Genomic DNA, 18,845 nt, shown 5'->3' with positions numbered 1-18,845 from the left:
CCTGAAAGATGATCAGGTTGATAGGTTGGAGATGGAAGTGCGGCGACGCATGGAGTTGACCAATACTAATCGAACGAGGACTTAACCAAATAGAAAAGCGAAGGCGACTGTACAGTTTCGTTAGGAGCCGTAGCTGGACAATACAACGTGTTTTTAATGCAAATTACTTACCTTCTGTTATCTAGTTTTGAAGGAATAAAAATTTCTTCTTGCAATTTTTGAAGAAAGTATTATAATAGTACTTGTCTTTGAAAAATGTCTGGTAATGATGGCGAAGAGGCCACACCCGTTCCCATTCCGAACACGGAAGTTAAGCTCTTCAGCGCCGATGGTAGTTGGGGGTTTCCCCCTGCGAGAGTAGGACGTTGCCAGGCTACATATGGAGGATTAGCTCAGCTGGGAGAGCACCTGCCTTACAAGCAGGGGGTCGGCGGTTCGATCCCGTCATCCTCCACCATATATTGCCGGTGTAGCTCAGTTGGTAGAGCAACTGACTTGTAATCAGTAGGTCGTGGGTTCGACTCCTATCGCCGGCACCATTTTTAAGATAAATGAGCCATTAGCTCAGTTGGTAGAGCATCTGACTTTTAATCAGAGGGTCGAAGGTTCGAGTCCTTCATGGCTCACCATTTATAGATTATGCGGGTGTGGCGGAATTGGCAGACGCACCAGACTTAGGATCTGGCGCCGCAAGGCGTGGGGGTTCGACTCCCTTCACCCGCACCACTTTAATTAAATATTTGCGGAAGTAGTTCAGTGGTAGAATACAACCTTGCCAAGGTTGGGGTCGCGGGTTCGAATCCCGTCTTCCGCTCCAATATATCAATGCCGGGGTGGCGGAACTGGCAGACGCACAGGACTTAAAATCCTGCGGTAGGTGACTACCGTACCGGTTCGATTCCGGTCCTCGGCACCATTGATATTTTAAAAAATGCGCCCGTAGCTCAATTGGATAGAGCGTCTGACTACGGATCAGAAGGTTATGGGTTCGACTCCTTTCGGGCGCGCCATTACAATTCTAATAAGAAAAGAACGGGGAGTAGCTCAGCTTGGTAGAGCACTTGGTTTGGGACCAAGGGGTCGCAGGTTCGAATCCTGTCTTCCCGACCATTCTTTATGGGGCCTTAGCTCAGCTGGGAGAGCGCCTGCCTTGCACGCAGGAGGTCAGCGGTTCGATCCCGCTAGGCTCCACCATAAAGTTTTGATATAATAATATAATTTGGCGGCGTAGCTCAGCTGGCTAGAGCGTACGGTTCATACCCGTGAGGTCGTGGGTTCGACTCCCTCCGCCGCTACCAAATTATTGGACCTTTAGCTCAGTTGGTTAGAGCAGACGGCTCATAACCGTCCGGTCGTAGGTTCGAGTCCTACAAGGTCCACCATTTCTATAATCATTTGGAGGTATACCCAAGTCCGGCTGAAGGGATCGGTCTTGAAAACCGACAGGGGTGTAAAAGCCCGCGGGGGTTCGAATCCCTCTACCTCCTCCATAATTTTTCTTCAGCAAAAATATGTAATTTATATCGTCGCGGGGTGGAGCAGTCTGGTAGCTCGTCGGGCTCATAACCCGAAGGTCGCAGGTTCAAATCCTGTCCCCGCAATAATAAGTGGTCCCGTGGTGTAGCGGTTAACATGCCTGCCTGTCACGCAGGAGATCGCGGGTTCGATTCCCGTCGGGACCGCCACTTTTTATTGCAAAATATGGCTCAGTAGCTTAGTCGGTAGAGCACGAATGAGTAATCTTCTAAGAAAACTCATCAAGCGTACAGATTGAGAGTCAACATGAATAATCCTTCTGAAATCTGGACGAAGGATAAAGCAGAATCGTATAAGCGGTTGAATATATGAATATGGCTCAGTAGCTCAGTCGGTAGAGCAAAGGACTGAAAATCCTTGTGTCGGCGGTTCGATTCCGTCCTGAGCCACCATATGAAATCAAAAGATAACGGCGATTGTGGCGAAGTGGTTAACGCATCGGATTGTGGTTCCGACATTCGAGGGTTCGATTCCCTTCAGTCGCCCCATATATACGCGGGTGTAGTTTAATGGTAAAACCTCAGCCTTCCAAGCTGATGTCGTGAGTTCGATTCTCATCACCCGCTCCATTATGGGCCTATAGCTCAGCTGGTTAGAGCGCACGCCTGATAAGCGTGAGGTCGATGGTTCGAGTCCATTTAGGCCCACCATAATAATGTTCCGCAGTAGCTCAGTGGTAGAGCACTCGGCTGTTAACCGAGCGGTCGTAGGTTCGAATCCTACCTGCGGAGCCATATTTTTGTCCGGGGAAGTACTCAAGAGGCTGAAGAGGCGCCCCTGCTAAGGGTGTAGGTCGGGTAACCGGCGCGAGGGTTCAAATCCCTCCTTCTCCGCCAGAACTGGCCCGTTGGTCAAGCGGTTAAGACACCGCCCTTTCACGGCGGTAACACGGGTTCGAATCCCGTACGGGTCATACGATGAAAAGATGCAGATTATATCTGCATCTTTTTTTATGTTCTATTAAAGAAAGACTCTCGATCAATCAATCGAAAGTCTTTTTGTTTTTGCTTTTGAATGGTAGATTTGATAAAGAAATAGAGCCAGGATGGATAAAATAGCACCAGAGATGAAAGGCAAATTAATTGAAACAGAGAATAACCATCCGCCAAGTGGCGGTCCGACAATTCTGCCGAATGAGTCAAAGGAAGAAAGTAGCCCGGTTGTATTTCCATATCCGCTGCTTTGATTTTTAGTTAATAGTGCGGATATCGCCGGTCTGATTACTCCGTTACCCATTCCGAATATAGTTAAGAATACAGCTGATGTCCAGAAGTTTGAAGACAACAGAATTAATACAAATCCAATCGCAGATACGATAATTCCAACTCGGATTACTGCGCCCTCTCCGTATTTCTTGGTCATTTTACCGACTAAACCGCCTTGTACAAAGGCGCTGCCTAGCCCCATAATCATAAAAATATAGCCTAATTGGACAGCATCAACACCTGCTCTTTTGGCTGCGAAGTAAGCAAATGTTGTTTCTAGACCGGCGAGAGAAAGAGTTACAATTAACTGCAGTATAAACATGATTGATGCAGGTCCTTTAAGAGCGTTGTCCGTTTTCTTTTCTGTTTGATGGTCCACCCGTTTTTCTGCAGGGAGAGATTCCTTCAAAATCAAGATTACTAATAAACATGTAATTGCAGAAGAAATACCGGCAACTAAAAATGGCAAGGATAAACTAGATTTAGAAAAGATGCCTCCTATTGCCGGACCAAAAATAAACCCGAGACCGGTAGCTGCTCCTATTATGCCCATACCTTTCCCGCGATCTTCTTCTGTTGTGATATCAGCAACGTAGGCCATTGCAGTGGGCATATTGGCTGAAGAAAGAACGCCACCAATTATTCTGGCGATGAATAATCCCCATAATGTTTCTGCACTTGCCGTGACGAAAAATGAAATAGCTAAACCGGCTATCCCGATAATCATCACAGGTTTTCTGCCTACCCGATCTGATATACGTCCCCACATCGGAGCGAATATCAGTTGCATGATTGAATAGATGGCCATTAAAAACCCAAGTTCTGTCGGAGATGCTCCTATTTCCTCAGCTAAGAACGGAAGAACTGGAATAATGATACCGAATCCAACCATTACTAAGAACATGACTAAAAATAGAACAGGAAGTACTTTCTTTGAATCCATTATGAATCAACTCACATTCAGTAATGTAATATGTTCCGCGTAAAGTTAGTCAGTTTTGACTAATCTGAATTATATCGTATATGGTATTGACTGTCATTTAAGAAGACTTAATTAATGTGTATAAAACAGAGAATAAATAATGGAGAGTTTGTGCTGGTGCCATCATATAAATTTTTTAAAGGGGGTGGCTACCTTGAGTAAGGAGAAAGGTTCGGTTTCAACAAAGGTGGTAAAGAACGGTGTTTCATTCGGAGCAGCTTTAGCTATTACTATATCCTGGAGTCTGCATCAATCTGTCTTTTGGGCAATCATTCATGGTTTATTTAGCTGGCTATATGTTATTTATTATTTAATAACAAGATAAATAAGTAAAGATACGCTTCAATTCAACTATTTGAAGAGCGTATCTTTATTTAATATGCATACAAATTTTTGAATTAATCTAACCTTACACCTGGCATGCACGGAGGCTTACAGGATGGAGGTCATATCGGAGAAGACACGCGGACGTGTCGTTTTTAGCCGATGTTCATTACTTGCCATAACTCTGTGAAACCAAAAACGGGTTTCAAGGTGCGACTGTCTTTGTCCTGCAACATGGCTCCTTTTTCATCAAGGTGAATCCAAGTTGCATATCACTGATAAAAAAGGACCGGTGCCGTTTTTTCTTATTCTTCATATCCATCTGTCTTATGCAACGGAATGTTGCCGATAATTGATTCGGTGTCAGCATCGTCTAGCATTTCTTCATATTGTTCATGAGTTTTCGAAGGAGTGATGATGATTTCTTCACCGGTTATGTCGCTGGCAATAAACGATTCTATTGCCTCAGTAAAGCCCTCGTGATCATCACGATCCTCATATAAATTTCCATACTCCTCAAAGTATCCGGTAAAGTCTGCAGGAGTTTCTGATGTACCATAACGGGCGACTTCCTGAAACGTATCTAATCCGTCGTTAATATAATCAGTGCGATTCCTGTCGAAAGAATCTCTTGAAGCAGGCTCCAATAGTTGTTCTTCAACCGGACGATCTGTCGCGATTGTCCGATCAGGTGTATGTTCAATACAATAAACAGAATAAGGAATGACTTCTAAGCGCTCATATGGAATTTCAGCACCGCAAACAACACAGTTTCCGTAAGTGCCGGATGCCATGGCATGAAGAGCTTGATAAACTTTTTCCAATTCATTAGCTGTATGGTCTTCAATGGCGTGATCCTTTTCTCTCTCGAATAGTTCCGTTCCAAGGTCGGCCGGATGATTATCATAAGAAGATAGCTCGGTAACAGAATCCTTTAAACCTCTTTCATTTTCATCCCATGCTGTTTGATCTAACGTCCCTTTAAGTTCCTCTTTCATTTGTTCCAATTGCTCTTTCAAGGATGCGATTTGTTGTGAAGAAAGCATATATGTAAAGAAACCTCCTTTAAGAAAGTATGTATTTCCGGATGGTAAAGATTTTACGAGTCGTCTTACATAGTATAAACAGGAGCAAAAAATTCATGCTAAAAAAAGCTGTTCACCTAATAAGTGAGCAGCTTTGAAAGAACTTATATGAAATAACTGATTAAGAGTCCCAAGGCCAGTAAAAAACCGAAGAAAGTATTTGTTTTTGCCGTTGCGCCCATTGCCGGGGCCATTTCTTTCGGTGTTTGTCCTGCAGAGAAAATTTTAATGGATTTGATCGGCAAAGCGATACTCAGGAAAACAAGTAATAACCAAGGGGATTCTAATTGTAAAATAACTAGGATGGCTACGATTGCATACGCAATAATGAACATTGCCGCCAAAATCAAGATAGCATTTTTTTTGCCGACAACAATTGCTAATGTCTTTCTGCCTCCTACTGTATCTTCGTCGATATCGCGAATACTATTCGATAAAAGAATGGCTCCTACCAATAACGTAATCGGCAATGAGATAAATATGGATAGAATTGTTACATCGCCGGTTTGAATAAAGAAGGAGATCAAAATAAAAAGCATTCCCATGAAAAATCCAGAGAAGATTTCACCAAACGGCGTTGCAGAGATTGGATATGGACCTCCTGTGTATAAATAGCCGACAGCCATTCCGATCAACCCAATAAGGCAAAGCCACCAGGAAGTTTCATTGCAAATATAAAGACCCAGAATCATTGCCAAACCGTATAGGCAAAATGCAATAGTCAAAACTGTTTTGGGCGCGACACCTTCCCGGACGATTGCTCCGCCGATTCCGACAGAATGCTCAGTATCAATACCTCGTTTAAAATCATAATACTCGTTAAACATATTGGTTGCTGCTTGAATCAGCAAACAAGCTAAAAGCATAGACAGGAATAAAGGGATATGTATTGTCCCGTAATGAAGTGCAAGAGCCGTACCGATTAAGACGGGCACAAATGAAGCTGTTAAAGTGTGAGGTCGGGTTAATTCCCACCAGACTTTCCAGCTCGGCTTATTCGGTGCGGACTCTGAATTAGCGTGCATCTGCATGGATTTGTCTCTCCTTAATATAAATAATTACTTTATTATTATAAATGCAAAATATAAAAAATAGTTGAAATATGGTTTATTTGGTGTAAAATTAAGTATTTTCCCTTAAAAACTCTTCTGGTAACCTTAAATGGTAGAGGTTATTTTTAATTTAAAATATAATAGAACATAAGACATAGTATTAAAATTACTGTGTATGGTTAATTTTGTAATTAGATTAGTTAGTCAATTGACATTATTCTTGAAACAAGTGTATCTTTAAGAAGGCTTTAGCAGATATATAGAAAGAAGGGGGGATTCATATGGCTATCGTAGTTGACACAGAGCTCCTTGAAGGTTTGCAGGAAGCAGTAAAAAAAGCGAATGATACAAATACTGCAGTACTTTTCAGTAAAGTAGTGCAAATGCAAGCTTTAAGTCCCCTATCATTTTATGAGATTGGAAGAGAACGCTATTTAGGAGAGCGCCTCTTTTGGCAGGAACCTGATACACATTCTTCCATTGTAGGATTAGGGAAAGTTGAAACAATCCAAACAGAACCATCAGAAGATAGATATAAGAGTATATCTTTTGACTGGAATGAAGTAATCAAAAATAGCATAGTACAATCTGAAAACAAACATATTCCAGCTACTGGTCCAATCCTTTTTGGAGGATTCTCCTTTGATTGTGGAAAGAGTCAATCCTTACTATGGGATCATTTTGGTGATAATTTTTTCTATATCCCTCAATATATGATGACTCTCATAAATGATCAGGCATTTTATACAACGAATATCCTTTGTTTGCCTGGAGGAAATATAAAACGCCTTATAGAAGCATATGAACAAGGTGAACAGCTGATACAGACAATTAAAGGGCAGAAAGTTGCCGTTAGTAATATGCTTGTCTCTAAAGAAGAAGTCGAGCCTGAACAATGGAAAGAGACCGTCAGCAAAGCGGTTCAAACGATTAAGAGCGAGGGTATCGATAAAATAGTACTTGCGAGAGAACTGAAGCTGACATTTAATAGCGCAATTTGTGCAGAGGCTGTTTTAGAACGTTTATTGAAGGAACAAAGCTCCAGCTTCGTTTTTAGCTTGGAGTCCGGAAATGCTTGTTTCATCGGAGCCACACCTGAACGTTTAGTAAAAAAGGAAGGTAATGAAGTGCTTTCTACTTGCTTAGCAGGTTCAATTGCCAGAGGGAAGACTGAAGGTGAGGACGAACAGTTAGGACAAGAGTTGTTACATGATCCGAAGAATTTAATGGAGCATCAATTTGTGGTGAATATGATTCGCAGAACGATGGAGACTACATGTACGGAAGTGATCGTTCCAAGTAGTCCGATTTTAATGAAAACAAAGCATATTCAGCATTTATATACGCCAGTTCGGGCGGTTTGTGAAAACTATACAACGATTCTTGATTTGGTGAAAAAGCTGCATCCGACTCCTGCGCTCGGCGGCTTGCCGCAGGCTGCTGCCGTCAGATGGATTAGGGAAAATGAGTTGCTAGAAAGAGGTTTATATGGCGGACCATTGGGATGGATTGATTCAAACGGAAATGGCGAATTCGCTGTCGCACTCCGTTCCGCATTAATAAAGGGGAATGAAGCGTCTCTTTTTGCAGGCTGCGGCATTGTAGAAGATTCTAAGCCTGAAGAAGAGTATCAAGAAACGTGGATTAAGTTCAAACCGATGTTAAATGCATTAGGAGGCGTATAAATATGAATCATCAAGAGGCTCTTACAGCATTTATTGCAGCATTTATAGATGAGCTTTCAAGAATGGGGGTAAAGCATGCAGTCATTAGTCCCGGGTCGAGATCGACGCCTGTCAGCATGTTGCTGGCAAGCCATCCTTCCATAGAGACACATATGAATATTGATGAGCGTTCTGCTGCGTTTTATTCTTTAGGGTTAGCGAAGGCGACACAAAATCCGGTTGCAATGATATGCACATCCGGAACCGCTGCTGCAAATTATTATCCGGCTATTGTAGAAGCGAAACTTTCAAGGGTGCCGCTCATTGTGATTACAGCTGACCGACCACATGAACTGCGGGATGTCGGAGCTCCGCAGACAATCAATCAAATACATTTGTATGGTGACCATGTTAAGTGGTTCAGTGAAATGTCTGTGCCTGCGGGAGAGGATAGCAGTCTCGCATATGTGCGCAATATAAGCCGCAGAGCCGTCATTGAGGCGAAGAAAAAGCCGGCGGGACCTGTACATTTAAATATGCCGATTAGAGAACCTCTTATTCCGGATATGAAAGAGGATTATTTTCATGCCGGCAGTTTTAATCAAGAAGGACAAAGGCAACTGTGCGATATAGGCAGCATACAGGCTAGTGAAGCAACTTTAGCGGGCTTAGCAAGCAAGCTCGAAAAGTATCAAAAAGGTCTTATTATTTGCGGAGAGATGCATGATGCAACTTTTGCTAAAGAAGTCATTCAGTTAGGAAAACAGCTTAAATATCCAATATTGGCGGATCCGCTGTCACAAGTCAGAACAAGCTCAGACTCGGATGGCATTATCGACTGCTACGATAGTTTACTGAAAGTGGAAACAGTAAAAACACAGTATAAACCGGACATTGTTATTCGTTTTGGAGCGATGCCTGTATCGAAACCGTTAATGCTGTTTTTAAAAGCCTGCAAGGAGGCCATACATATTGTAGTTGATAGCGGCTCGGGCTGGAGAGAGCCGGCTGGCTTATCGGTTTCCTTTATATATAGTGAAGAAGCGTGGCTTTGTGAGCAGCTTACAGAGCTAGTTTCCGCAAGAGAGAGCAATACATGGGATAGAGATTGGAAAGCGCTTAATAGTCAGGCAAAGCAAATACTATCTTCACTTAGGGAAGAAGCTGATCTAAATGAGGGAAAAGTATTCCTTGAATTGCAGGACGTGACGCCGGATAATTGTCAAATTTTTGTTAGCAATTCAATGCCTATACGCGATTGTGATACATTTTTCCATACTCATAATAGTAATAGGAAAATTCACTGTAATCGAGGTGCAAATGGGATAGATGGTGTAGTTTCTTCTGCAATTGGAGTGAGTGCCACAGGTTTGCCGACGTTGCTGGTTATTGGAGATTTAAGCTTCTTTCATGATTTAAATGGTTTATTGGCAGCAAAAATGATGGACAGAAATATCACAATTGTCGTAATAAACAATGATGGAGGCGGCATTTTTTCATTTTTACCACAAGCGTCCGAAAAAGATCATTTTGAAGACTTATTTGGAACACCGCATGGTTTGGATTTTTCACATGCAGTCAAAATGTATGGCGGAGAGTTTACAAGAGTGAGAGATTGGCAGCATTTTAATAAAGCTGTTTCCGATTCTTTCGAAAAAGAAGGACTTAAAGTGATTGAAGTGACAACAAATCGTGAGAAAAATGTCCAATTACACCGAGAATTGCAACAAAATGTTTCCCAGGAAATAAATCTGTCGTTTGACGGTGGAAAATATGGAAATTAACTGTAATGGAGTCTCCTATTATGTCGAATTATACGGAAAAGGTGAGCCGCTCTTGCTGTTGCATGGATTTACAGGAGACCAATCAACTTGGAGTCAACTTATCCAAACGTTGCAGGAAAATTATTTATGCATCGTGCCTGATTTAATTGGGCACGGCAAAAGCGAGAGTCCGCAAGACTTTTCAAGATATGAATTGAAACAGGTCGCTGCGGATTTAAAGAAAATGCTGGGGAATTTGAATATCGCTTCTTGTAACGTGCTGGGTTATTCGATGGGTGGCAGGCTGGCATTGCAATTCAGCGTCCTGTATCCGGAAAGTACAAAAACTTTGCTGTTAGAGAGCGCCTCACCGGGTTTGCTGCTCCCGGAGGAAAGAATGTTGCGCAAAAAGCAGGATAATCAGCTGGCTGACCGTATTGAGCAAGAGGGCATAAAAGCGTTCGTTGAGTATTGGCAGAGTATCCCGCTGTTTAAGACTCAAGAGAAACTATCAACAGAGAAAAAAGCGGCTATTTATGAACAAAGAGTAAGCAATTCGGAACTCGGTTTAGCCAATAGTCTCCGCGGAATGGGAACAGGGATGCAGCAATCGTTATGGGAGGAGCTCACTATCCTTCAGTTTCCAGTTTTACTTTTAACTGGCGAATATGATGAAAAGTTTTGTAAAATTGCAGAAAAAATGAGTAAGATGATTCCAAATTGTGAATGGCAAACGATCTGTGAGGTTGGTCATGCAATTCACGTGGAAGATTCAGAAATGTTTGGTAGAATAGTAAGTGGGTTCATAGAGAACAGGAAGGAGAGAGAGTATGACAATTAATTGGGTACAAGAACGTGAATATGAAGATATTATTTATTCAACGTATAATGGTATTGCAAAGGTTTCAATTAACCGTCCGCACGTACATAATGCATTCCGTCCAAAAACGGTTATGGAATTAATTGATGCATTTTCTTACGCGCGCGAAGATTCTAATGTAGGCGTTATCATTTTAACAGGTGAAGGTGGTAAAGCTTTCTGTTCCGGCGGAGATCAAAAAGTTCGTGGTCACGGCGGATATGTTGGCGATGATCAAATTCCTCGTCTGAACGTATTGGATTTACAACGTTTAATCCGTGTGACTCCGAAGCCGGTAGTAGCCATGGTTGCAGGTTATGCAATTGGCGGAGGTCACGTCTTGCATATCGTATGTGACTTGACGATTGCTGCAGATAATGCTGTATTCGGTCAAACAGGACCAAAAGTGGGTAGCTTCGATGCCGGTTATGGTTCAGGCTATCTTGCACGAATTGTCGGCCATAAGAAAGCTCGTGAAATTTGGTATTTATGCCGTCAATACAATGCACAAGAAGCACTTGATATGGGTCTAGTCAATACAGTTGTTCCTTTGGAGCAATTGGAAGAAGAAACGGTGAAATGGTGCGAGGAAATGCTTGAGAAGAGTCCGACTGCTCTTCGCTTCCTAAAAGCGGCATTCAATGCAGACACAGATGGTCTTGCAGGCATTCAACAGTTCGCCGGAGATGCAACGCTGCTATACTACACAACTGATGAGGCGAAGGAAGGACGCGACTCTTTCAAAGAGAAACGTAAGCCTGACTTTGGTCAATTCCCAAGGTTCCCTTGATCAGCCTAATATAAATAAAAAGAAGCTTGGCAAACTATTATTGTCAGGCTTCTTCTTGCATTTTAGAAATAGAAAGCGGTGTGGGGAAAAGTAATGGAACAAAACAATAATATGCCGAATTGGCTAAAAAAACGTGCGCAGCTCTCTCCGCAACGGACTGCCATCATTTATGAAGAAAAGCAATACTCATTTCAAGAATTGTACGAGCTAGTGATGAAGCTTAGCCGAAAACTGCATAAACTTGGAGTTCGTAGCAATGAAAGAATAGGCTTGTTGATGAATACAAAGTTTGAAATGGTCACAGCTATACACGCTTCTATGCAATTAGGTGCTGAATTGGTGTTATTCAACTCTAGATTGACGAATCAGGAGCTTTTATGGCAGTTTGAGGATTCCCAGTTAGATTGGCTTATCACGGAAGAGCATTTCAAGGGAATTGTCGATAGTAGATTTTCGCCGGTTTTTATTGAAGAAATGGAGTCAGTAAAGGAAAGCGATTCTTTTGAAGAAGCTGAAGAGTTTCATTTGCATAGAACGGCGACCATAATGTATACATCCGGAACGAGCGGATATCCAAAAGCGGTTAGGCAGACGTATGGGAATCATTGGTGGAGTGCGGTCGGTTCAATGCTGAATCTTGGACTGCATGAAAATGATCGCTGGCTCTGTACGATGCCTTTATTCCATATTAGCGGCTTATCGATTTTAATGAGAAGTATCGTGTATGGTATGACAGTCATTTTACATAAGCAGTTCGACGAAAAGCTTGTCAATGAAGATATACGCCGCTATGAAGTGACGATTATGTCGGTTGTCACATCGATGCTTAATCGGATGTTGGTGCAACTTGGCGATAATAATTATCCAGCTTCATTACGTTGTCTGTTGCTTGGTGGGGGTCCTGCGCCATTAAGTATTTTGGAAAGCTGTAAGAATAAAAAGATACCGGTTTTTCAAACGTATGGTATGACAGAAACGTCTTCACAAATTGTGACGCTCTCACCTGAGTATAGCCTTGAGAAGCTCGGTTCGGCAGGAAAGGCACTGTTTCCTTCGCAATTGAAGATTATGGTTGATGGCCGTGAAGCCGGAACAAGGGAGATTGGTGAAATTTTGGTGAAGGGTCCGAATGTAACTGTCGGCTATGTGAATAGACAGGAGGAAACGAGTAAAGCATTTCTCGATGGTTGGCTGAAAACAGGTGATATCGGCTACTTAGATGAGGACGGTTTCTTATATGTGGTTGACCGGCGTTCAGATTTAATTATTTCTGGCGGTGAGAATATATACCCTGCTGAAATTGAAGCGGCATTATTGAAACATCCGTCCGTGTTTGAAGCTGGCGTTACGGGTGCTGAAGATGCGAAGTGGGGACAAGTCCCGGTAGCGTTTGTTGTGGTGAATGATTTAGCAGATCCAGATGAGCTTTTGAATCATTGCCGTCAATATTTAGCTGGATATAAGGTGCCGAAACAGCTTCATTTCGTGTCTGAATTGCCAAGAAATGCGTCTAATAAACTGTTGCGACGTCAATTGTTGAAATTAATTGAACAGTAGAGGTGTCTGGTTATGGATATTCATTCAATTACTTTACGCTATATAGAAGCGCCGCTGAAGGAGCCTTTTGTAACCGCGCTTAATACTGTGAAGACAAGGGAAGCAATTATATTGGAAGTGAAAGATCAAAATGGTACAAGCGGCTGGGGAGAGGTCGTTGCCTTTTCGAGTCCTTGGTATACAGAAGAAACGGTTAAAACCTGTTTATACATATTGAAGGACTATTTAATTCCACTTTTAAAAGGGCAGATCATTTCGCATCCGAATGAACTGCAGAAAGTATTTGCATCTGTACGAGGCCACCATATGGCGAAGTCGGGTTTGGAATGCGCCTATTGGGATTTGTATGCAAAACAAAAAAATATACCGTTGTATAAGCTGTTTGGCGGAAGTAGAAATACAGTGGAAACAGGTGTTGTGATTGCTTCTCACGACTCATCTGCCGCTATCGATCAAATCTCTGAGTATAAGGAGCAAGGATATAAACGTTATAAAGTTAAAGTTAATCCGCAAACGGCCGTTAGTTTTGTGGAGAAAATCCGGATCGCATATCCTGATTTGCCACTGATGATTGATGCCAACTCATCCTTTACGATGGGACAACTTAATACATTAAAACAACTAGATACTTACAACTTAATGATGATTGAACAGCCATTAGCATATGATGATTTACTACAACATCATTACTTGCAGAAAGAACTAGAGACACCTATATGCTTAGATGAGAGTATCACTTCTGTTCAAATGGCAATTAATGCGTGTGAAATGAAGAGCGGACAGATCATATGCGTAAAAATGGGGAGAGTCGGAGGATGGTCTTCTGCTTTGCAAATTCACGATTATTGCCATATGAAAAATGTACGGCTATGGTGTGGTGGAATGATTGAATTTGGTATATCCAAAGCCCATAACATGGCGCTGGCAACTCTAGATGGTTTTCGAATTCCTGGAGACATCTCCTCCTCTTCTCGATATTGGGATGAGGATATTGTTACACCGGATATTGCTGTTGAAAACGGCAGTATCATATTACCTGAAAAACCCGGTATTGGATTTGATATTGATATTCAGGTGTTAAATAAAAGAACGAAATTAATGGAACAATACGGGGTGGGAAAAGAAAACGTTTTCTAAAATAGGGTTAAAAATAGGCGGATAGGTATATTGTCTGTCTGGATAATTATGTATAATAGGTGTAAGCTGTTTAGATCGACATACTATTAATGGATAGGTAGGGGATCTTGCGATGACAAAAGAAAAGAAAGCCTATTTAATAGCTGAAATTTTATTGGAACGAAGCATGCCTGACTATGTAATTAGAGTAATAACCGATCTCGGTGAAGAGGATTTAATGTATTTGAAAGAAAAAACGGATCACATGCATCATTAATGTATAACTATAAGGAGTCGCAAACGCAATCATGGATTGCTTTTGCGACTCTTTATAGTTTTATGAAAGTTAAGGTAAACTAAGCAGAAATTAAAACGTTTTTTCGATATGTCTAACCTTATACCTGACATGCTAGGTCCTAAGCCATCCCACCCAAGAAACCAAAACCGGGTTTCTCGTGCGGGGCTCTCAGGATGAGAGTCACAGCGACGTTGCTACAGGACGTAGCGTTCTTAGTCGCTGTTCCTTCTTAGTCTTTGTCTAGCTGCAGCGGCCACCCCCTCGAGGTCATAAGCCAAATCAATCCAGAAATTTTACAATTTCCTACGTGATTCGTCTTATGCATGTCGGAGGCTCTCAGGACGAGAGTCACAGCGATGTTGCTACAGGACGTAGCGTCCTTAGTCGCTGTACCTTACTTGCGGTCCGCTTCCGCTTTTCGGTTCCCGCATGGCTCCTTTTTCATTGAGGCAATTCCATGTAGCATATACTTAATGAAAAAGGACCAGTGACGGTTTTTCTAATTCTTTAGTGAATTAGAAAATTTCACATTGTGTATAAGTTAAAACAAATGTATCGACGTCCAGCTCCAGCGCCCAGCACCTATTGCCCTTCGGCAACCTCCCTTCGATAAGTCAACGCTGAAATGTGGAATCGGCCCGCATAGCCCCGCCCAGCATAAGACAGCTCTCAGGAGGAAATCCGGGTTTGATTTCCGGAGGAGAGATGGCTTATGCCCCGAGGGGCTGGCCGATGCAACTAGACACATCGAAACACTGTCGTTCTTCGTGTTTCCTATATCTCGGTCGGCGGCCTCCAGTTCATACGGTGCTTTTTAGAGGACGCTTGCGCTTTTGTTCCTATTCCATCAAACCTAGTTGTGTGGCTTGATTGGCGATGATTCGGTCGATATCGGCTGGTAAGTTATGCAATGAACCAAATTCGTAGTTCCAGTAGTTCGTAAATGAATCTACAACAATTGGAAAGGTTACAGTATTGGTTTCAGCAAGCTCCTCTTGAAAGTCTCGGAGCAATCGGTCTTGATTCATCAGTAATCTCCCCTTTATTCTGAAGTTGCGGTTGTAAAATCAGTATAAGGAATCTTTGGGACGAAAGGTTTGGCATCCTGTTTCGCCGCTCGTTCTCGCCCGACCCTCAGAATAAACGTCAATCATAATATTTTTTGCGGAACAACGGTTGCCGTGTTTCCAGAAAAAACAGCTGTTAGCGCTACATTTTACGTCTTTAGCCATGAAAGCACCCTCCTTATACAGATAGCTTTCACTTTTGCCGCACCTAGTATGTTTGGAAAATGTTTAAAGCACTTTGTCGTCAATGCCATTCAGCCAATCACTGATGGTTGTAAGGACATCTTTGACCGTGCCTTCTTTAAAAGGTGACTGCAAGTGAGCAGACTCTACCAATCCAAGGAAGGATTTGCTTCCGCCAAGGTCACAAAGCTGCAAGTAATCATTCCATACGGAAGGGTCATTTTCGATTGAGCGTTTCCAGAACTGGAATGCGCAAATTTGTGCCAATACGTAATCGATATAATAAAAAGGTGAATTATAAATATGTCCTTGAGTTTGCCAATAGCCGCCATTCTCTAAGAAGGTATTTCCGTCATAGTTACGGTGCGGCAAATACTTTTGTTCGATTAAGCGCCAAGCTTGCTTTCGCTCAGCGGGAGATGCCTCAGGATTCTCGTAAACAAAATGCTGATATTCATCGACAGTAACACCATAAGGTAAGAAATTTAAAGCGGAACATAAATGGGAAAACTTATATTTATCAGTATCCTCTTTAAAGAAGAGTTCCATCCAAGGCCAAGTTATGAATTCCATGCTCATTGAATGGATTTCGGCTGCCTCGTAGGTAGGCCAGTAATATTCAGGAATAGACAGATTACGGCTTCGGTATACTTGGAAAGCATGGCCGGCTTCATGTGTCAGCACATCGATATCCCCTGAAGTACCATTAAAGTTTGAAAAGATAAATGGCGCCTTATAGTCCGGCAAATAAGTGCAATAGCCTCCGCTTTCTTTACCTTTCTTCGCGACTAGATCCATCAGTTGCTCATTTAGCATAAAATCAAAAAACTCTTTTGTTTCCGTTGAAAGCTCTGAGTACATTTTCTTTCCGTTTTCGACAATCCAAGCAGGATCTCCTTTTGGAATAGCATTTCCAGTCTGATATTCAAAGCTTTCGTCGTAATATTTTAAATCATCAACGTCGATGCGTTCCGCTTGTCGCTGTTTAAGCTCGTTAACAAGTGGAACAACAGATTCTTCTATTTGTTTGCGGAAACCGGCAACCATATCCGCATTATAGTCTGTACGGTTCATACGGTAATAGCCAAGCTCAACAAAGTTTTTATATCCTAATGTCACTGCTATTTCATGGCGCACTTTCACAAGCTGATCATAGATACTGTCCAAGCGGTCTTCATTATCAGCTAAAAATCCGAAATAAGCTTCGCCTGCTTGTTTTCGGATGTTTCGGTCACGGTTCTCCATAAATGGTTTTAGTTGTGCAAGTGTTCGTTCTTCGCCCTGAAAATCAATTTTTGCAGAAGCAATTAATCGGGAATACTCACTGGATAATTTATTTTCTTTTTGCAGAAGCGGGATAATTTCCGGTGAAAAAGTTTTCAATTGTGCTTCTGCCAAATGAAAGAGCTGGCGGCCGTAGTGTTCCTCTAATTGTTGACGAAACGGAGACTCAATCAATTGTTTATAAAAGTCGCTTATGAACTCTTCGACTAGAGGAGAAAAATCATCCATAAAATCATTTTCCTCTTTGTAAAATGTATCATTCGTATCAATAGAGTGGCGAATGTAACAAAGGTCAAACATTGTTTGAATTGTATTTCTTAGTTTATTAACTGCATCAATGGCTTCAATTTGCTGTGTTGCGTTTGGAGCTTTAATGAATTTTTCAATCGCTTTTGTAAAACCTGCTTTTACTTCTTCTAGTCGTGGACGTTTATATGTATAAGATGAAAAGGTCATTTGAACACTTCCTTTTTAATTTTCTATAAAATCATTGTATAACAAATAATGGAACGATGAACAGCGATATAAAAAGGCCAATCCGATGAATAAATGCATCCTTTGGACTGGCCTTTTACGTTTTTCTTATTTAAGTGCTGTTTTTAATGTTTTTAAATTGTCTTCCATGATGCTGAAGTAATCTCTGCCTTCAGCAATATCTTTATCGGTCAAGACAGACAGGTTGTGCAACGTAAGGGATTCTGCGCCAATCTCTTCTTGAATGATGGTAGTAAGCTTAGAATCGATATTTTGTTCGAAAATAACGTAATGAATATCGTTTTCTTCTGCAATCTTCATAATGTTTTGCAGCTCTTTTTGTGATGGCTCACTTGAATTCGTTAATCCTGTCACAGAAATCTGCTCAAGTCCGTATCTTTCTTCCCAGTAACCATATGCAGAGTGAGAAACGATGATTTTCTTTTTCGGGCTGTTTTCAATAGTATCAGCGAATTCTTGATCTAATGCTCCAAGCTTTGTTTTTATTTCTTCATAGTTTTTCTCGAAATATTCTTCTTGTTCCGGCTTTAGTGTAGCAAGCTCATCTTTAACCGCTTCTGCCATGTGAATCATAATTTCCGGATCAAGCCAAACATGGGGATCGACATCTCCGTGGGCATGGTGTTCATCAGTAGATGCTTCCTCAGAGTCGTGGTCATGATCAGTATCTTCCTCTGTAGCGTGATCGTGATTAGCATCCTCTTCTACTGCATGCTCATGATCTTCTGTTGCTAGTTCACCTACTGCAATGACAGGAACATCTTCATCTTCAAGGATAGATTTAGCGTTGTTAACGAACCCTTCTAAATTGTATCCGATGTATAGGAACAGATCAGATTCAGCCATAGAAACAATATCCTTTTGTGAAGGCTCGTATGTATGCTCGTTAGAACCTGGCGGATATACGGTTTCAACATTTGCATATTCACCACCAATTTCTTCAGCAAGGAATTGTAATGGATAGACTGTAGTATAAATAGTTAATGCATCATCTGAATTGGCATGATCCTTCGTTGTGTCTGAATTTCCGCAAGCTGTCAAGAAAGCGGCGAAAATAAGCAAGAAAGACAATAATAGCTTTTTATTCATAATTACCTCCAATTAATCGTAGTTATTACGATTTATATCATTCAACATTATTAGTATTTGAAAAAGCAAATGATTATACGCTTTTTTAAGCTGACCTCACCAAAAAACGTAACCATTACGATTTACATTCTGTATATTACGGCATAAAAAAAATAAAATCAACAGTTTATTTTCGATTTTGAATAAAAAGTTTATTTGCAATGTCATTTAGTCTTTTTGTTCGGATGTTTTTCCGGTACCATGTCAATTCCGCCTGGATGGAATGGATGGCATTTTAAAATTCTTTTTATCGTAAGATAGCTTCCTTTTAAAGCTCCGAATCGCTGAATGGCTTCTAAACCATAAGCAGAGCATGTCGGATAAAATCGGCATGTCGGAGGTTTCAACGGTGAGATGCATTTGCGATAAAAGGTAATAAGAAGCATTAAAATCTTTTTCATTGTCCGTTTCCTCACATATCATAAAATGAATATTTCTTTGTACATTATACACCGTT

At 41.5% G+C, this 18,845-nt stretch carries 16 protein-coding genes, 21 tRNA genes and 2 rRNA genes; 31 read left to right on the top strand and 8 right to left on the bottom strand.

Annotation, left to right across the window (positions count from 1 at the left end; genetic code table 11):
- The 23 genes from IEO70_RS19845 to IEO70_RS19735 all read left to right on the top strand — a co-directional run.
- Positions 1–89 (top strand): 23S ribosomal RNA (locus IEO70_RS19845); the annotation flags it as partial.
- A 169-nt stretch (positions 90–258) separates the two neighbouring features.
- Positions 259–374, top strand: a 5S ribosomal RNA gene (gene rrf, locus IEO70_RS19840).
- Between the two features lie 7 nt (positions 375–381).
- Positions 382–457: transfer RNA gene (locus IEO70_RS19835), tRNA-Val, on the top strand.
- A gap of 6 nt (positions 458–463) precedes the next feature.
- Positions 464–539 (top strand) — tRNA-Thr (locus tag IEO70_RS19830).
- A gap of 14 nt (positions 540–553) precedes the next feature.
- Positions 554–629 (top strand) — tRNA-Lys (locus tag IEO70_RS19825).
- Between the two features lie 12 nt (positions 630–641).
- A tRNA-Leu gene (locus tag IEO70_RS19820) sits at positions 642–726 on the top strand.
- Between the two features lie 16 nt (positions 727–742).
- Positions 743–817: transfer RNA gene (locus tag IEO70_RS19815), tRNA-Gly, on the top strand.
- Between the two features lie 10 nt (positions 818–827).
- A tRNA-Leu gene (locus tag IEO70_RS19810) sits at positions 828–916 on the top strand.
- Positions 917–933: 17 nt separating this feature from the next.
- Positions 934–1,010 (top strand) — tRNA-Arg (locus IEO70_RS19805).
- Between the two features lie 23 nt (positions 1,011–1,033).
- Positions 1,034–1,110: transfer RNA gene (locus IEO70_RS19800), tRNA-Pro, on the top strand.
- Positions 1,111–1,118: 8 nt separating this feature from the next.
- Positions 1,119–1,194 (top strand) — tRNA-Ala (locus tag IEO70_RS19795).
- Between the two features lie 27 nt (positions 1,195–1,221).
- Positions 1,222–1,298: transfer RNA gene (locus IEO70_RS19790), tRNA-Met, on the top strand.
- 7 nt (positions 1,299–1,305) lie between these two features.
- A tRNA-Ile gene (locus IEO70_RS19785) sits at positions 1,306–1,382 on the top strand.
- Positions 1,383–1,397: 15 nt separating this feature from the next.
- Positions 1,398–1,490, top strand: a tRNA-Ser gene (locus tag IEO70_RS19780).
- A 37-nt stretch (positions 1,491–1,527) separates the two neighbouring features.
- A tRNA-Met gene (locus IEO70_RS19775) sits at positions 1,528–1,601 on the top strand.
- Between the two features lie 8 nt (positions 1,602–1,609).
- Positions 1,610–1,685, top strand: a tRNA-Asp gene (locus tag IEO70_RS19770).
- A 167-nt stretch (positions 1,686–1,852) separates the two neighbouring features.
- Positions 1,853–1,928, top strand: a tRNA-Phe gene (locus IEO70_RS19765).
- Positions 1,929–1,948: 20 nt separating this feature from the next.
- Positions 1,949–2,024 (top strand) — tRNA-His (locus tag IEO70_RS19760).
- Positions 2,025–2,031: 7 nt separating this feature from the next.
- Positions 2,032–2,105 (top strand) — tRNA-Gly (locus IEO70_RS19755).
- A gap of 4 nt (positions 2,106–2,109) precedes the next feature.
- A tRNA-Ile gene (locus IEO70_RS19750) sits at positions 2,110–2,186 on the top strand.
- Positions 2,187–2,195: 9 nt separating this feature from the next.
- Positions 2,196–2,270, top strand: a tRNA-Asn gene (locus IEO70_RS19745).
- 11 nt (positions 2,271–2,281) lie between these two features.
- Positions 2,282–2,372 (top strand) — tRNA-Ser (locus tag IEO70_RS19740).
- Positions 2,373–2,377: 5 nt separating this feature from the next.
- Positions 2,378–2,449: transfer RNA gene (locus tag IEO70_RS19735), tRNA-Glu, on the top strand.
- Positions 2,450–2,514: 65 nt separating this feature from the next.
- Here the strand turns inward: IEO70_RS19735 and IEO70_RS19730 are convergent.
- The gene (locus tag IEO70_RS19730) at positions 2,515–3,684 is read right to left on the bottom strand and encodes an MFS transporter (RefSeq protein WP_191000093.1); all 1,170 of its coding nucleotides are present in this window, start codon (positions 3,682–3,684) and stop codon (positions 2,515–2,517) included.
- Between the two features lie 193 nt (positions 3,685–3,877).
- Between IEO70_RS19730 and IEO70_RS19725 the strand changes: the two genes are divergently transcribed.
- Positions 3,878–4,048 (top strand): hypothetical protein, encoded by a 171-nt coding sequence (locus IEO70_RS19725; protein WP_191000092.1) that lies wholly within the window; start codon positions 3,878–3,880, stop codon positions 4,046–4,048.
- Between the two features lie 304 nt (positions 4,049–4,352).
- Here IEO70_RS19725 and IEO70_RS19720 read toward each other — a convergent pair whose 3' ends face one another.
- Positions 4,353–5,093 carry a TraR/DksA C4-type zinc finger protein gene (locus IEO70_RS19720; protein ID WP_191000091.1) on the bottom strand — a complete coding sequence of 247 codons (741 nt, stop codon included), beginning with the start codon at positions 5,091–5,093 and terminating at the stop codon, positions 4,353–4,355.
- Positions 5,094–5,236: 143 nt separating this feature from the next.
- Positions 5,237–6,163, bottom strand: coding sequence for a 1,4-dihydroxy-2-naphthoate polyprenyltransferase (locus tag IEO70_RS19715; RefSeq protein WP_191000090.1), 927 nt, complete (start codon positions 6,161–6,163; stop codon positions 5,237–5,239).
- Between the two features lie 302 nt (positions 6,164–6,465).
- On the opposite strand from IEO70_RS19715, the gene IEO70_RS19710 reads away from it, so the two are divergent.
- From IEO70_RS19710 to IEO70_RS19680, 7 genes are all read left to right on the top strand, one after another.
- Entirely contained in the window at positions 6,466–7,869 is a 1,404-nt protein-coding gene (locus IEO70_RS19710) for an isochorismate synthase (RefSeq protein ID WP_191000089.1), read from the top strand.
- 2 nt (positions 7,870–7,871) lie between these two features.
- Positions 7,872–9,632, top strand: coding sequence for a 2-succinyl-5-enolpyruvyl-6-hydroxy-3-cyclohexene-1-carboxylic-acid synthase (gene menD, locus IEO70_RS19705; RefSeq protein WP_191000088.1), 1,761 nt, complete (start codon positions 7,872–7,874; stop codon positions 9,630–9,632).
- Positions 9,622–10,452, top strand: coding sequence for a 2-succinyl-6-hydroxy-2,4-cyclohexadiene-1-carboxylate synthase (gene menH / locus IEO70_RS19700; protein ID WP_191000087.1), 831 nt, complete (start codon positions 9,622–9,624; stop codon positions 10,450–10,452). Before menD ends, menH begins: the two co-directional genes overlap by 11 nt.
- Positions 10,442–11,260 carry a 1,4-dihydroxy-2-naphthoyl-CoA synthase gene (gene menB, locus IEO70_RS19695; protein WP_191000086.1) on the top strand — a complete coding sequence of 273 codons (819 nt, stop codon included), beginning with the start codon at positions 10,442–10,444 and terminating at the stop codon, positions 11,258–11,260. Before menH ends, menB begins: the two co-directional genes overlap by 11 nt.
- Positions 11,261–11,353: 93 nt before the next feature.
- A complete protein-coding gene (locus tag IEO70_RS19690) occupies positions 11,354–12,817 on the top strand; it encodes an o-succinylbenzoate--CoA ligase (RefSeq protein WP_191000085.1) in 1,464 nt (487 codons plus the stop codon).
- A 12-nt stretch (positions 12,818–12,829) separates the two neighbouring features.
- Entirely contained in the window at positions 12,830–13,954 is a 1,125-nt protein-coding gene (gene menC, locus IEO70_RS19685) for an o-succinylbenzoate synthase (protein WP_191000084.1), read from the top strand.
- Positions 13,955–14,066: 112 nt separating this feature from the next.
- Positions 14,067–14,210 carry a hypothetical protein gene (locus tag IEO70_RS19680; RefSeq protein WP_191000083.1) on the top strand — a complete coding sequence of 48 codons (144 nt, stop codon included), beginning with the start codon at positions 14,067–14,069 and terminating at the stop codon, positions 14,208–14,210.
- A gap of 860 nt (positions 14,211–15,070) precedes the next feature.
- Here the strand turns inward: IEO70_RS19680 and IEO70_RS19675 are convergent.
- The 5 genes from IEO70_RS19675 to yidD form a co-directional block, all read right to left on the bottom strand.
- Positions 15,071–15,259, bottom strand: a complete 189-nt coding sequence (locus IEO70_RS19675; protein WP_235973671.1) for a hypothetical protein — start codon at positions 15,257–15,259, stop codon at positions 15,071–15,073.
- 39 nt (positions 15,260–15,298) lie between these two features.
- Complete coding sequence (locus IEO70_RS19670; protein WP_191000082.1) at positions 15,299–15,463, bottom strand: DUF1540 domain-containing protein; 165 nt, start codon at positions 15,461–15,463, stop codon at positions 15,299–15,301.
- Between the two features lie 63 nt (positions 15,464–15,526).
- Positions 15,527–17,221 (bottom strand): M3 family oligoendopeptidase, encoded by a 1,695-nt coding sequence (locus IEO70_RS19665; protein ID WP_191000081.1) that lies wholly within the window; start codon positions 17,219–17,221, stop codon positions 15,527–15,529.
- Between the two features lie 126 nt (positions 17,222–17,347).
- Positions 17,348–18,349 carry a metal ABC transporter solute-binding protein, Zn/Mn family gene (locus IEO70_RS19660; RefSeq protein WP_191000080.1) on the bottom strand — a complete coding sequence of 334 codons (1,002 nt, stop codon included), beginning with the start codon at positions 18,347–18,349 and terminating at the stop codon, positions 17,348–17,350.
- 203 nt (positions 18,350–18,552) lie between these two features.
- Positions 18,553–18,789, bottom strand: coding sequence for a membrane protein insertion efficiency factor YidD (gene yidD / locus IEO70_RS19655; RefSeq protein WP_191000079.1), 237 nt, complete (start codon positions 18,787–18,789; stop codon positions 18,553–18,555).
- Positions 18,790–18,845: the final 56 nt, after the last annotated feature.

The sequence above is a fragment of the Peribacillus faecalis genome, assembly GCF_014712675.1.
GTDB classification, from domain to species: Bacteria; Bacillota; Bacilli; order Bacillales; family DSM-1321; genus Bacillus_AD; species Bacillus_AD faecalis.
This window is presented reverse-complemented; position numbering and strand designations above follow the sequence as displayed.